Consider the following 13,463-nt stretch of genomic DNA (forward strand, 5'->3'; position numbering starts at 1 on the left):
GGGGAGGGCCACGGCGCGGTGGCGGTCACTGCTGCCGCAGAGCCGCCTGGACGGCCACGGCGACTTGGTCCGGGCCGCGGAACACCAGCGGGTCGGTAATCCGTACGACGGAGCCGTCTGGGCGCAGGACCCAGTTGCTGGGCAGCACCGGCGGCGCGGTCAGCGCGGGCGGTGGTGGCGGCGGATCCGGCACCGGACGCTGTCGAGCGGGCCGCCACCCCGGGGCTCGGGCATCACAGCGGCAGGGTGTAGCCGCCGATGGGGCCGCGCATCCAGGCGATGAACGCCCCCCACGCCCCGGTGACCAGCAGCCCACCCAACAGCAGCAGCATTACCCCGCCGATGATCTGCAGGGCGCGGATGTGGCGGCGCATCCAGCCGGTGGTCCGCACCGCCCACCTCGTGCCCAGCGCGATCAGCACGAACGGCACCCCGAGCCCGGCGCAGTAGGCCAGCACCAGCACCAGACCGCGCAGCGTGGTGGGGCCGACCTGGGTGCCGGTGGCCAGGGCGATCACCCCGGTCAGTGTGGGGCCCAGGCACGGGGTCCAGCCCAGGCCGTAGACGGCGCCCAGCACCGGCGCGCCCGCCAGCCCGGCCCGCGGGAGACGGTGGATCCGCACGTCGCGCTGCAGGGCGGGGACGAAACCCAGGAACACCATTCCCATCGCGATGGTCACCACCCCGCCGATGCGCTGCAACAGCAGCTCGTTGCCGATCAGCCAGTCCGACAGGCCCAGCACCAGCAGCACCCCGCCGGCGAACACGACGGTGAACCCGGCCACGAACAGCATCGCCGCCCCGGCCACCCGCCACCGGCCCGCGGTGCGGGTCGCCGTTGCGCCCGCGACATCGGGGCCGGGTTCGTCGACGCCGACCAGCCCGGCCAGGTAGGCGACGTAGCCCGGTACCAGGGGCAGCGCGCACGGCGAGGCGAACGACAGCACCCCCGCGGCCAGCGCCAGGGCGACCGCCACCAGCAGCGGCCCCGAGATCGCCAGCTCGGTGATGCTCATCCCGTGCCCTCCGCCGGTGCGCCCGCTCCCGGGGTACTCCCCGACGGGGTGCTCGACGCTGCACCGGCGACCGGCGCGTCGGCGGGTTCGGCGGCGATCCGCTGCACCACCGGCAGCAGCTCACTGACCCGCACCGCGGTCAGGAACACCGCCGCGACCCGGTGCTGGCGATCCAGCACGATCGTCGACGGCACGGTGTTGCGCGGGAACCCCCCCAGCGCGGTCAGCGACCGAGCCGGGTTGTCGAAGATCGACGGGTAGGTGATGCCGCGGTCGCTCATGAAGTCCCGCGCAGCGTCGGCGTCATCGCGGATGTCGATCCCGAGCAGGGTCACCCCGCTGGGCTGCATCTGCTCATGGATCTGCTGCAGCCCGGGCATGTCCTCCCGGCACAGACCGCACCAGGCACCCCAGATGTTGAGCACCACCACCTGACCGGGGAAATCCTCCACGCCGACCGTGGCGCCCGGCTCGAGCAGGCTCTCCCCGGACAGGCCCGCCACCGCGCCGCGCTGGGCGGGCGCGTCGTAGAAGATGCGGGTCTGGCCTCCCGGCGCAACGAAGGTGAACTCCCGCGCCTGGCTCGGTTCATCCCCGGTCGGGGAGCCGTAGGAGCACCCGACCAGCAGCACCGCGCCGGACGCCACGGCCAGCGACCTCAGCCCGGCCGCACCCCACCGTGATCGCCGCGGTGTCGGCGGCCGGTTCGCGCGCGCGGACGCCAGGGCCGCGCTCACCAGTCGCCGTCCGCTCACGAGACGCCGCGCGACGGGGGGCGGCCCTGGTCTGCCGGTTCCTGCTCCGCGGCGTGCCCTGTGCCGGTGGAGCTCTCGGTGCGCCACGACGCCCACAGCAGGGCGAGCAGCCCGAGGGTGATCGCGGTGTCGGCCAGGTTGAACGTCGGGAACCAGCCCAGCCACAGGAAGTCGGTCACGGCGCCGTCCCCGGCCCGGTCCACGATGTTGGCCACCGCACCGCCCAGCACCAGGCCCGCCGGCACCGGCGGGCGCAACCAGCCGGCGACGATCGCCACCAGCACGCCACCAGTAACCACCCCGGCCAGCCCGAGCACCGCCCAGGTCGGCAGCCCGTCGCCCAGGCTGAACGCCACCCCGGTGTTGTAGCTGAGCTGCAGACGCCCGATCCCGAGATCCACCGGTGCGCCGGGCAGCCGAGTGTCGGCCAACCACTTGGTCACCACATCGACCAACACCGCGACCACCGCCGCGACACCCGCCACGGCGACCGAGCGCCATCTCGGCCGGACTCCTATCGCGACTCCGTCCCGTCGCTCAGCTTCGCGCCCGACAGGACTCCCATCGGAACCAGCGGGAATCGTCATGCGGCGATGATAGACAGCGGTGCCGATGACAGCGTCGGGGCGGGCGTCGACAGGAGGGATGAGGCGCTATCGCTACAGGCTGCGGCCATCGCGGCGCGGGCCGGCACGGATCACTGCGACGCGCGTCGCTGGCACCCACAGCGCTGGCACCTCCAGCGGGGGGCGCCTACAGGCCGAAGGCGCCGCCCTCGACCAGGATCACGATGCCCAGACCGATCAGGACGATCGGGAACAGCACCCGCTCCCAGCGCTCCAGCACCTCGGCGATCGGCTTGCGCGTGGCGACGAAGCGCGCCGCGGCCACCAGCACGGCCACCAGGGCGAGGAACACGATCGAGTAGGCGATGATGCCTGCGGTACCGACGGCGGCGAAGACCGGCACGTACACGCCGACATTGTCCCCGCCGTTGGCGAAGGTGACCGCAGCGATGGTGGGCACGCTCAGGGCCCGACCGCTCACCTCGCCCTCGTCGTCGTCGTCATCGTCGCGCCAGGCACGCCAGGTCCGCCACGCCGCGAGCAGCCCGAGGACCAGCGGAATGAGCCCGAAATACGGAATGACCTCCTCGGGCAAGAAGCTGCGCGCGCCCAGAGCAACGAGCACCGCCGCGGCCAGGATGGCGCCGAAACCGAGGTACTGACCGCCGAGGATCCTCGCTGTGGTCCCCCGAACGCCGGCGCCCCGGGCGTAGAACAGCGACAGCACGATGACGTCGTCGATGTTGGTGACCATGAACAGGCCGATGGCCTGCAAAGTCCAGGTCAGGGGTTCCATGGCAGCTGCCTTCTGAATGATCACCGGCATCGTTCGGCCGGCAAGAGTCGACCGCCGGGGAGCAGGCGGTATGGCGGTATGGCGCTTCGGGGCACGCCGTTCGGTCAGTTCTCCGGCACGTGACGCAGCGCGGACATACCCGCGCAACCCCGAAACAGCATGACGAGCTGCGAACACCGGTTGACCATAGCCCACAGCATCGTCATACAACGATGCTAGCATTGAGGAATGCTGTCATAGTTGGCTACCGATGAAAATATCGGGGCCGTGCTCTGCCGGCGACGGCCGGCACAGGCACCTCGCCCTGCGGCGTGAACACCGCGGCACCAGGGTCTCATTGACGATCACTGAATGACCTACCCGCTGCGACGCTGAGCGCCTCCGCTGCGTCCCGCATGCGGATCGGCTTACGGCACACTTTCGGACTCGCTGCTCGGCTGGCTGCGGCCGGCTTGTGATCGATCAGAACAGGGTGTCGCGCACGCGCAGCGGCCGGTACCCGGTGGGCCCGAGCTGGGCCAGCTCGCCATCAATGTCGACGTCGATCGTGCCGAAGAAGTTGATGTTCTCGCTGTGCGCCGGCGAGATGTGCGCGAGCACCTCATCGTCGATGCGCCGGCCCGCCGCGCGCATCGACTCCACCGCCAGGCCGTAGTACTCGGTCGTCCACGCGACGACGGCGTTGGTGACCAGGGTCAGACACCACGCCTGCTCGGTCTGGGCCTGCAGCTGCCGGGCCCGCACGGTTCCCTCGTGGGCGTAGAGCAGGTCACGCTTGAGCGCGTGCAACGACTCGCCCTTGTTGAGCTGACGAGAGATCCTGCGCCGGTAGGTCGGGTCGGACAGGTAGCGGGCGGCGTAGATCGTGCGCCGCAGCGCCCCGTACTCCTTGAGCGCGGCGGCCAGCGCGTTCTGCCGAGACGACGCCGAGAGCTTCCCGACGATCAGCGACGCGGTGGCGTGCCCGAACTTCAACGACCCGGCCAGGCGCAGCAGGTCGTCCCAGTGCTCGGCGATCAGCTCGACGTTCACCCGCCGGGTGAGCAGCGGCCCGACGTGGGGGTAGTCGGTCTCGGCGCGGGCCTTCGCCGCGACCCGGTGCAGGGTGATCTTGCCCAGGTCCCGGATCCGAGGCGAGAGCTGCAGCCCGAGGAGGTCGAACAGGCCGAAGTTGACCAGGGTGACGCCGTGGGTGTCGGTGGCGTGCTCGGTGATGGGGACGTCGGTGGCGTTGCCGAGGATCTCGTCGAGCACGTAGTGGGCCTCGCGCTTGGTCGCGACGATGATCTTCGTGCCGTAGGTGGTGTGCTGGTCGGTGACGTGGGTGTAGGTCGAGAGGACCTGCCCGCCGTGGATGGTCATCTCCCGCCCGGTCGTGGTCTTGCCCCGCACCGGGAACCGTTGCCCGTCCGAGGAGGACAAGGTGCCGGTGCCGAACACCTCGGCCAGCGGCATCCGCTGGTGGTGGCCGATGATCGCCAGGTTGGCCGCGCGCAGCGTCTCCTCGCGCACGTACCACTCCGATGTCCAAGCGAGGATGTCGTAGGAGATCCCGCACGCATCCGCCATCCGGGTCAGCCCGAGGTTGGTGGAGTGGCTCAGCAGCACCGCGATCAGGTTCCGCTTCAACTCGCGCGTGCGGGCCTGCTTGCCCCCGGCGTGGGTGAAGCAGTCCAGCAACCCGATCCGCCCGTCGAGCTCGATCAGCAGCGACACGATCGGGGCGAACGGCAGCATGTCGGTGAGCTCGGCCTTGAGCGCGACTGCCTCGGCGGGGATGTCCTCGGCGGTCAGCGGGGAGATCACCAGCTCGCCGGCGTCGTCGAGGCGGACCGGGCCGTCACCGGCGGACAGGACCTGCTCGAGCTCGCCGAGCGCACCGGCCAGCTCGTCGGTGACCGCGGCCAGCGCGACCGCCGGGTCGGCGGACTTGTCGACGAGCTGGCAGAACGACGCCCGCTGCGTCGCCCACGCCTCGGTGGTGAGCAGGTAGGCGGCCGGGTCGGCGTAGCGCCGCGAGCCCGGCACCCACACATCACCGGTGCGGAGCCCGTCGCGGAGCCCCAGCAAGGTGCACAGCTCCCAGAAGTGCCGGTAGGCGCTGGTGTTCCCCGACGCGTGGGCCGCGTCGAGGTAGCCGCGCCAGCGGGTCGGCACGAATCCTGTCGGGGCGCCGACCGGGACCCGGCGGGCGCCGGAGGTGTTGAGGGCGCGCAGAACCTCCACCGCCGCGAGCAGCTCGGCCGCCGCGGTGCCGCCGGCGAACCCCACCGCGGCCAGGACCTGCGGGGTGAACTGCCGCAGATACCCATACGAGGACACCTCCAGCGCGCCCAGATGGCCGTGATCGCGCGGGAGCCGCGGCACGGCCTGCGCCATCGCCGCCCGGATCCGCGCCCACCCGATCCGTTCGCCCCGGATCACGCCGCCGATGTCCTCGTCGGCGATCGTGGGGTCGGCGATGACGGCCAGCAGCTCGTCGAGCAGCGCCTGGCGGTCTTCACCGGCCTTGCCCCGTTCAGCCAGCGCGTCGCGCATCGTGCGCTCGGCCTTGCCCTCGCGCGCCGACACCGCCTGGTCGAACAGGCTCACGACCTCGTCGAGCACGTCGGTTGCGGACTGGGCCAGCAGCGTCAGCAGGATCGGGTAGCGGCGCTGCGGCTCCCGCCGCTCGAGGGCTTGCGCGGTCAGCCGGCGCCCGACCGTGGCCAGGAAGCGGCACCGCTCGGCCGGCAACATCGACAGATCCAGGGCTTCGGCGCCCAGCCCGCGCAGGAACTCCAGCTTCGTGACCTCAGCCTTGATCCCGGCCGGGGAGGCCTCGACCGGGGCGGTGCTCAGCCATCGCAGCCGGGTCATCCCGACCGCGGGATCGACCACCAGCAGCCCGTCGAGCCCGGCACAGCGCTGCTCCGTGAACTCGTGCGCGAGCCGGTCGTAGGTCTCTCGCTGGGCCTCTGCGCGGGCGTGCGCGACCCGCTCCAGCACCGTCACCGGGCCCGGCCGGATCACCTGTACCGAGATCAAGTACTCACACGCCAACCGGAACAACAACGTCGGCGAGTCGTGCTCCATCGCCCGCGCCAACAGGAACTCGTCGAACTCCTTGAACTCCAGCGACGTCGGCACCCGCCAGCCGCGGAACTGCGCTACCAGGCGTAGATGCTCAGTGCGGGTCTTCGCCCGCCGGCCGTAGTGCCGCAGCACGCCCGGATCGACGCCGAGCTGGTCAGCCAGCCGGGCCACCGCCACTGACGGAGCGGCGGCGACGTCGTCGGGCACGAACCCCAACCACGGCAACGTGCACAACGCCACCGACAAGCCCAACCGGTCCGCCGGTCCGCGGCCCCGGCCCGGGTCGACGAACGCGACATCCGCCGGCGCCAGCGTGAAGAACCGGAACAACTCCTCCCGGCCGATCTCCGGGAACCCCCGCAGCCGCTCCAGCTCCTCGTCCGAGAACACCTGCGTCGCCAACCGCGACCTCCCCCGCGCAACCACCATCCGCAGCTCAGGAGGCTACTCAGCTATATCCGCCCGATCTTCGGCGACTACTACGGTGACCCCGTGTAGCGCTCACCGAGCCAGCCCTTGTCGAGTCCACCTCCGGCGTTAAGTCGCACCCAAATCACAGGCGATTCGCAGTGGTGGCCGTCTCGACGGTGCTCTGCGGGGTGGCCCGGGCACGGTGGTCGTCCTAGTCGTAGTCCAGTCCGATCTCCGGGCCGGTCTCGACGAGCCGCTCACGCTCCTGGGAGTGGGCGCGTTCGACAGTCTCGTTGCGCTCGATGCCCTGGTCGCGGCGGTCGCGGTCGTGCTCGACAGTCTCGGCACGTCGGGTGCGCTCACGCTGCCACTCCGCGACCGGGTCGGGCAGGCGGGCGCCACGCTGGGCGTTGAGATCGGTGAGGATCTCGGCCTGGCGCCGGGCCTGCCCCACGGTGAGTCCGTCGGCGGTCTGCTCGGGGGTGGGCTCGCGCAGCGGCCGACCGGCGGCGACGTCGGCGGCAGTGGGAGTGGCCTCGAAGATGGGTTCCTGGGCCGGGTCAGTGCTCATGCCGTGCTCCTCGAGGGTCGGGGCGACCGGTTCCGTGCCACTGGCCGGCTCGGCGGTCAGGTAGGGCTCGCGCGGGTCGATGGCGACGTCGAGGACCTGCTGAGCCGGGTCGGCCGGGGCCAGGCTCTGGTCGAGCTCGGCGGCTTCGTCAGCGGTCAGGACGGTGAACAGCGACGTCTGCTCTCCCTCGATGCTCGGTGCCGGGTCGCGTGGCAGGCCTCGCTTGACCAGCTCGTCGCCGGCGAGTTGGGCGCGCTGTTCGGCCCGGGCGGCGTCGGTGGCCCAGGTCTCGCGGACGGCGTGGATGGCGGTCAGGTGCTCGACGCGGGCCTCTAGCTCGGTGGCGAGCGCGGCCGCGGTCCGCAGCTCGGCTTCGGCCTGGTCGCGCTCGGGGGAGCCGAGCGGGAGGATTCCGGTCTCGGCCCAGTAGAGCGCCTGGTCGTCACGGTAGCGGGCTGCGGCGATGCGGGTGTCGCGCAGTTCCTGCGCAACGTAGGCGGGAGCGAAGGTCCGTTCGCGGACTGCAGCGTCGCGCATGCCGCGCAGCTCGGTCTCCGATGCCGCGGCGTAGTCGAGCGCGTCGGTCGGTGCGCCGAGGGCGGCGTAGGCGCGCTGCCACAGCGCCCGGTGGAAGGTCTGCTCTCGCGACGGGGCCTCCCCCAGAGAGATGCTGGTCTCGGGCACTGTGCGCAGATCGCGGTAGGCCGCAGCGATGCCCGCCCGGCGGACCCACTCATCGCGGTCGGGCCCGGCGTCGGGCAGCGCACCCAGGTGCGCCACGGCCCACTGCGGCTGCGCGTCGGCGACCTCTCGGGCGAGCTCACCCTCCCGCATCTGACAAGCCTCGGCGAGGGTCGCGGCGTACTGGCCTGCGGCGCCGTCGACCCGAGCGGCGAGATCGGCCCAGCTGGCCGGGGCAGCCGCCTCGAGCACATCGGCCGCAGCGTGCTCGGGGGTGCGGGTGTCGAGGGTGTGGGTCCGCAGCCGCCACCGCACGACATCGGACACCGACGCGGCATCCCCGAACCCGCGCCCGTCGACGGCCTCCGCCAGCGTCGCGGCGACATCGTGGCCAGCGAGCTCGGCCTCGCGCAGGGTCCGGTGCAGCCGTCCGCGACCGTCCTCGCCGCGGATGATCGCGGCGTACTTCTCACCGAGGGCCTCGACCAGGAGCTGGTCGTAGCGGGTGCGGCCGTACTCCTCGCTGAGCCGGTCGAGCTGGGTGCCCAGGAACGCCAGCGAGCGCCCCTCATCCTCCCCGGTGCGCCGGGCCATCTCCGCCGAGGAGTCGGTGACGTCGCGGTCGCGGCCGAGGATGTCGGCCAGCGCGGCGCGCGGGGTGGTGTCGAGCCCGGTCTGGTTGTGGGCGTCGGGTGCGCGGCTGGTCTCGACGTAGGCGATGTTCTCCTCGCGGCCGCGGGTCATCGCCACGTACAGCGCGTGCGCGTCGAGGCGTCCGTCGATCAGTGCGCGTGCGACGTCGACGGTGCGGCCCTGTGCGGAGTGGATGGTGGAGGCGTAGCCGAGCGTGACGTGCTTGCTCACGTAGTCGGCCGGCAGGTGCGCGACCAGCCCGTCCTCGGCGACCACCCGCAAGGTGCCGTCCTCGGCGTTGCGGCCGGTGACCCGGTAGGCGACCCGGTTGACCACCGCGCCCTCGCCTTCGACGCGGATGTTGTAGTCGTTGCGGCGGGCCTGGATCAGGTCTCCGACGGAGATCAGGTTGCCGTCGCGAGTCTCGCCCAGCACCTCGGCGTCGACGTAGCCGCGGGCGACCAGCTCGCTCCGGATGAGCGCCGACAGCTCGGTGGCGGCCTCGTTGTCGCCCACGATCAGCAGCGACTGCTTGTCGCGCACGGTATCGGCGAGGTAGCCGCGCACGGCCTGGTCGGTCATCTCCTCACGAGTGCCGCCGTGCAACCTCCCGGAGTCCTCGTACAACCCGAGAACGCTCGCGTCCCGGCCGCGCAGGTGCAGCGAGGCGGCGCGTTCCCACGGCTCGTGGAAACGGTGGATCCCGGTGAGTTCGTATGCGCCGTTGTCGCGCACGATCAGGTCCAGCATGCCGCCCGCACCCACAGCGACCAGCTGTTCCGGGTCGCCGGTATAGAGCAGCTTGCCGCCGGCTTCGCGCACGAGCAGCGCGATCCGGTCCAGCTCCCCGGTCCCGGCCATGCCAGCCTCGTCGACGACGACCATGTCCCCAGGGCGCAGCCGGTCGCTGACCAGACCGCGCGCGTTCGGGGTGAACCGGGTCAGGAACGCCGCGGTGTTCACCGCTTCCAGCCCATCCTCGACGAGAACCTGGGTGGCGCGCTGCGAGGTCGCAACGCCGATGACCCGCCCGCCCACGCTGTGCTGCCACGCTCGCGCGAGCGCCCCAACGGTGTGCGACTTCCCCGCCCCGGCCGGGCCCAGGAGCACGTCCCCAGCCCGCCCAGAAGACAGGATCCCCAGCGCCGCATCGAGCTGATCCGTGCCCAGACCAGCGGCGACGAGCTCCACTCGGGCCACTTCCAGCTCCGGCCCGGCCAGCGCGGGCGCACCCGGCTGGCGCGCCGACGCCACCAGAGCAACCTCGGTGGCCAGCTGCCCGAACGTCGCGTACCGCTCGTGCTGGTGCGAGCGGTAGATGCTCTTCCCGTCCCGACGTCGCAGCTCCGCAGGCACCTCTCCCGGGTCCGGAGCAGACACCGTGACCACACCGTAGCGGCCCGCGTCCCGCAGCACCTCGTACGCGAGCTCGACTGGCCTACCTTCCAATGAAGGCGTCCGATCCTGCTCTGTCTGGATCGCCTGCACGAGCTTTCCGTAGTCCCACGTCGCGTGACCCGACTGAACCTCGTCCACTGCAGCTTGCAGTGTCTCCTCGCGCGAGCGTCCGGTATATCCGCGCTGGTCTGGGTGCCCTTCGCGGCGGGCCCGAGCGGCCTGCGCGGCGACCTCGTCGAGGGTGTTCGCGAGCTGGTCCCGACGCGGGGCGGCCCAGTTGTCGAGCTGCTCGGCCGGCGCGATGTCACCGGTCTTGTGGGCGCGGTCCTCGAGCTTCGACAGCCCCCACATGTTCTTCCGCTCGGCGGGGGAGGGTTCGCGGCCGTGCCGTTCACGGAACTCGTCGACGCGCCGGTCAAGGTTCGCCTCGACCTGCCGGGCCCGCGACGAGGCGGCGTCACAAAGCTGCTGGTCCACCCCCAGGATCTCCCGCGACTTGCCGTCCGGTCGTAGCGCCATGACCACGCCGAGACGGGCGGCGAGTCCCCTCTCCAGGGCCCGGTCGTAGACCGCGACGGCCCCGAACTTGATCGCTTTGAAGCCCTTCCCGTCGAGGGCCTGGATGCCGCCGGTGCGCCGGTTGAGGACCCGGTTGAGCACGGCGACGTGGGTGTGGAGCTGCGGCTCCTGGTTGCGGTTGGTGGAGTGGTCCCAGCGGGTCCAGACCAGCCCGGTGGCCTCGTCGAAGCGCCCCACGGACTCCCCGGCCGCAGTCTTCCCGTGGTAGCCGGAGCGGGTGTAGCCAGCCTCCCGCTCGACGAACTCCATCGCCTCGGCCAGCGCCGCCCGGTGCACATCCACGACCGCCGCGGCGTCCTCGGCACGCCCCTCGGAGCGCAGCGCGGCGTGCAGGATCGACACGCTCTTCTGCGGGGAGAACGTCAGGTCGTAGTACGCCACGGCCTTGCGACCGGACCCCGCCGCGACCGCCTCGATCTCCCGGCGACGCTCCTCCCCGGCGTCGGGCTCCTTCGCCAGAGCGACCCGGATCCGCTCCTCGGTGTTCTTGAACTTCCGCGGCGGCCGCCCCAGGAACCGCGGCTCGTCCGCGGTCGAGGACGGGTGCAGCAGCTTCCCGAACACCATCCGAACGTCACGCTCAGTCGCTGCCGACCCGGGCGTGATCCCGAGCATCTCCTGGGTCGCCGACCCGAACCACACCCCCGGAGGCTCCTTCTCCGCCGCCGCCACGAGGTACTGGGCACCGTCCGCACGACCGGCCGCGCCGGTTGCGGTCACCGCAGGGGACGAGCCCTCCCGGTCGAGGTCGCGCGCTTCGGCCGGAGAGGGCTGGTGCTCGTGCTCCGCGCAGCCGCTTCCCCGGAGCAGGTAGTCCACCGCGCCAGCCGAGACGGCGGTGATCCCGAGGAAGCCCACGCGATCATCGTACCAAGATCATTACGCTAATGCATGGGTCTGTAGCGGTCAGAGAAGTGCGGCAGGAGGAAGTGCGAGCGGGGAGGCGGGTCATGTGTGAGGAGGTGCAGGTGAGGTGCGGTGTGCGCGCGTTCGTGGGCGGGGATGGTTGAGGCAGTGAGGCGGTGAGGTGCGAGCGTTGAGGAGCGCAGGGAGAGGGGAGCAGGGCGCGTGCCGTTGGGGCTCGGCTGTGGGAGATCGGGACGGAGAGGGGGCAGCCGAGGTAAGGTGCGGCGCTGTCGCGCCGAGGCCGGTCCAGGGTCGCGCCCACGTGATCCTCTCCGGTGTCCGGTGCAGCATCTGGATGCCTGGTTGTGACTTTGAGTGATTTGCGCGTCCAGTAGCCGGGCATGCGAAAAGGGCCCCGCGGCGGCGGGGCCCTTCGTCGGTGGTGCTGGCTCAGATGGTCTGGTTGGCCACCCAGTGGGTCATGGTCGCCCGGTCGGCTCGGCTGAGCTGGCGCCAGTCGGCGCGCAGCCGAGCTCGGCTCTCGGCGGGCGTCGCGGAGGTGTCGTTGATGTAGGTGCAGCGGGCGATAACCCATGCCTCGCGGGGCGCCTCGGCGGCCGGGGAGGTGATGCCGGGCCGGCCGCTGTCGCGGCAGTCCTCGCAGAGCCCGTCGTCGTTGCGGCGGTGTTGGTCGCGGGAGGATCGCTCGGTGCGGCAGACCACGCACGGCAGCCCGCGAAGCGGCGGCACGGCGGCCAGGTCGTAGTCCAGCGGCATTGCCTCGTCGCGGTCGTCGCGGTCCTGGTCAGGCTCGACGCGGTCGGCGAAGTAGCGTCCGGCTGCGGTTCCCGCGTCCACAGAGCGCTGGCTCGGGCGAGCCTTCGGGGTCGTCCAGCGGGTGGGCAGGTCGCGCGGGGCCTGCCGGGTCCGGTCGCGGCGGCCGGTGTCGACTCGGGGGCGGGGGAGTGTGTGGGCGAGCTGGTCACCTCGGGGTGCGCAGGCCTCGACCAGGGCGCGGCCCTCGTCGTCGCTGATCTTCCAGAGGTGGCGCAGCTGGGCGAGGCGCACACTCGGGTGGCGCTCCAGCGTATGCAGGCACTGGGCGAGTAGCTGCTGGGTCGCGTCGTCGGCGTCGGCGAGGATCCGCTCGGTGCGGCGCCGGGCCTCGCGCAGCGCGCCACGCTCGACGAGATCGGCGATCTCCGCGAGGCGCTCGGCCACGACGTCGGCGCCGGTGTGGGGCTCGGTGGTGGCGTTGAAGGCGCTCATCGGTGGTGACCTTTCGTCGCTGGTCGCGGGGGACGAGGCGGTGGGTCTGTCGGCCCGTCCTGGGTGGCGGGCGTCTGCCCCGCCACCGCGAAGCGGCGGTCGCTCGGCCTCGGAGGCTCGACGTCAAGGGCAGCCCGAAGGGCTGTCGCCGCAGGCGACGCGCAGCGAAGCGGAGCGCCCTTTACGTTGAGGGAGGCCGTGCTCAAGCTCTAGGGCCGGCAGGCCCACCGCCCCGCCGAAGGCGGGTCCATCTGCTCTTCTCGGCCTGCCGCGGCCTTGAGCGGCACCCGGTGACCGCCGCCCGGGCGGAACCGCCGACCCCGCGCGGTCGGCCCGGCCGTGCCCTTGATGGATCTGGTCTCTCCGCTGGTCGGAGGCCTCGGCGTCCCGCCTCGGGGCCGCTTGAATCGGCGACGGCCCGGCGGATCGGTCATCCGGCGCGTTCAGCACGGCTTGCTGGCGGCGTACACAGCGGTGAGAAAGGCGATCAGCTCGGGAAACTCCTCGCGGCGAAAGAACCCGTTGACCCGCGCGGTGTACCGGTCGTAGGGGTCGGGACTGCCGATACCGAGAACGTCGTGTCCGGGCGCCGGCGACCGGCGCACGTAACCCCACTCGCCGGGGTATTCGTTGAGGCGGTAGCGCTCCAACGCCCGGCTCGCGACCTCTGCAGAGGTCTCCGCGGCGGCCGAAGGGCTGGTCGTGATCGGGTGGTCGCTCATGAGCGCTCCTGGTTGACGTCGTCGGGGTGGACGCAGCTCCCGGCGACCCCGCCAGGGCACGCCTCACCCGTGTCGTGGGTACTGCCGGGTCCTTCGCGGGCGTGGCCCGCGCGGTCAGGCTGACCGTTCACGCGAGCACTCGACG

General features: G+C 71.8%; 8 protein-coding genes. All 8 read right to left on the bottom strand.

The window, feature by feature from the left end:
- Positions 1 to 233: 233 nt before the first annotated feature.
- The 8 genes from L3X23_RS00830 to L3X23_RS00865 all read right to left on the bottom strand — a co-directional run bounded on the left by L3X23_RS00830 (position 234) and on the right by L3X23_RS00865 (position 13,318).
- Entirely contained in the window at positions 234 to 1,016 is a 783-nt protein-coding gene (locus L3X23_RS00830) for a cytochrome c biogenesis CcdA family protein (RefSeq protein WP_010242121.1), read from the bottom strand.
- Positions 1,013 to 1,678 (bottom strand): TlpA disulfide reductase family protein, encoded by a 666-nt coding sequence (locus L3X23_RS00835; RefSeq protein WP_083697440.1) that lies wholly within the window; start codon positions 1,676 to 1,678, stop codon positions 1,013 to 1,015. Before L3X23_RS00835 ends, L3X23_RS00830 begins: the two co-directional genes overlap by 4 nt.
- Before the next feature lie 89 nt (positions 1,679 to 1,767).
- Complete coding sequence (locus L3X23_RS00840) at positions 1,768 to 2,229, bottom strand: signal peptidase II (protein ID WP_202796465.1); 462 nt, start codon at positions 2,227 to 2,229, stop codon at positions 1,768 to 1,770.
- A gap of 295 nt (positions 2,230 to 2,524) precedes the next feature.
- A complete protein-coding gene (locus L3X23_RS00845) occupies positions 2,525 to 3,133 on the bottom strand; it encodes a cadmium resistance transporter (RefSeq protein WP_029240027.1) in 609 nt (202 codons plus the stop codon).
- A 462-nt stretch (positions 3,134 to 3,595) separates the two neighbouring features.
- Positions 3,596 to 6,598, bottom strand: a complete 3,003-nt coding sequence (locus L3X23_RS00850) for a Tn3 family transposase (RefSeq protein WP_374204806.1) — start codon at positions 6,596 to 6,598, stop codon at positions 3,596 to 3,598.
- A 232-nt stretch (positions 6,599 to 6,830) separates the two neighbouring features.
- Positions 6,831 to 11,339: a MobF family relaxase gene (gene mobF / locus L3X23_RS00855; RefSeq protein WP_237190083.1), complete on the bottom strand. Its 4,509-nt coding sequence runs from the start codon at positions 11,337 to 11,339 to the stop codon at positions 6,831 to 6,833.
- Positions 11,340 to 11,777: 438 nt separating this feature from the next.
- Positions 11,778 to 12,596, bottom strand: a complete 819-nt coding sequence (locus tag L3X23_RS00860) for a hypothetical protein (protein WP_237190084.1) — start codon at positions 12,594 to 12,596, stop codon at positions 11,778 to 11,780.
- 443 nt (positions 12,597 to 13,039) lie between these two features.
- Complete coding sequence (locus tag L3X23_RS00865; protein WP_237190085.1) at positions 13,040 to 13,318, bottom strand: hypothetical protein; 279 nt, start codon at positions 13,316 to 13,318, stop codon at positions 13,040 to 13,042.
- Positions 13,319 to 13,463 lie beyond the last annotated feature (145 nt).

The sequence above is a fragment of the Pseudonocardia sp. WMMC193 genome (assembly GCF_021728735.1).
GTDB classification, from domain to species: Bacteria; Actinomycetota; Actinomycetes; order Mycobacteriales; family Pseudonocardiaceae; genus Pseudonocardia; species Pseudonocardia oroxyli.

Excerpts from the sequence above, each read along its gene's own strand:
- L3X23_RS00860 (WP_237190084.1), bottom strand. The coding sequence starts at position 12,596 with ATGAGCGCCTTCAACGCCACCACCGAGCCCCACACCGGCGCCGACGTC.
- L3X23_RS00865 (WP_237190085.1), bottom strand. The coding sequence starts at position 13,318 with ATGAGCGACCACCCGATCACGACCAGCCCTTCGGCCGCCGCGGAGACC.
- L3X23_RS00845 (WP_029240027.1), bottom strand. The coding sequence starts at position 3,133 with ATGGAACCCCTGACCTGGACTTTGCAGGCCATCGGCCTGTTCATGGTC.
- L3X23_RS00830 (WP_010242121.1), bottom strand. The coding sequence starts at position 1,016 with ATGAGCATCACCGAGCTGGCGATCTCGGGGCCGCTGCTGGTGGCGGTC.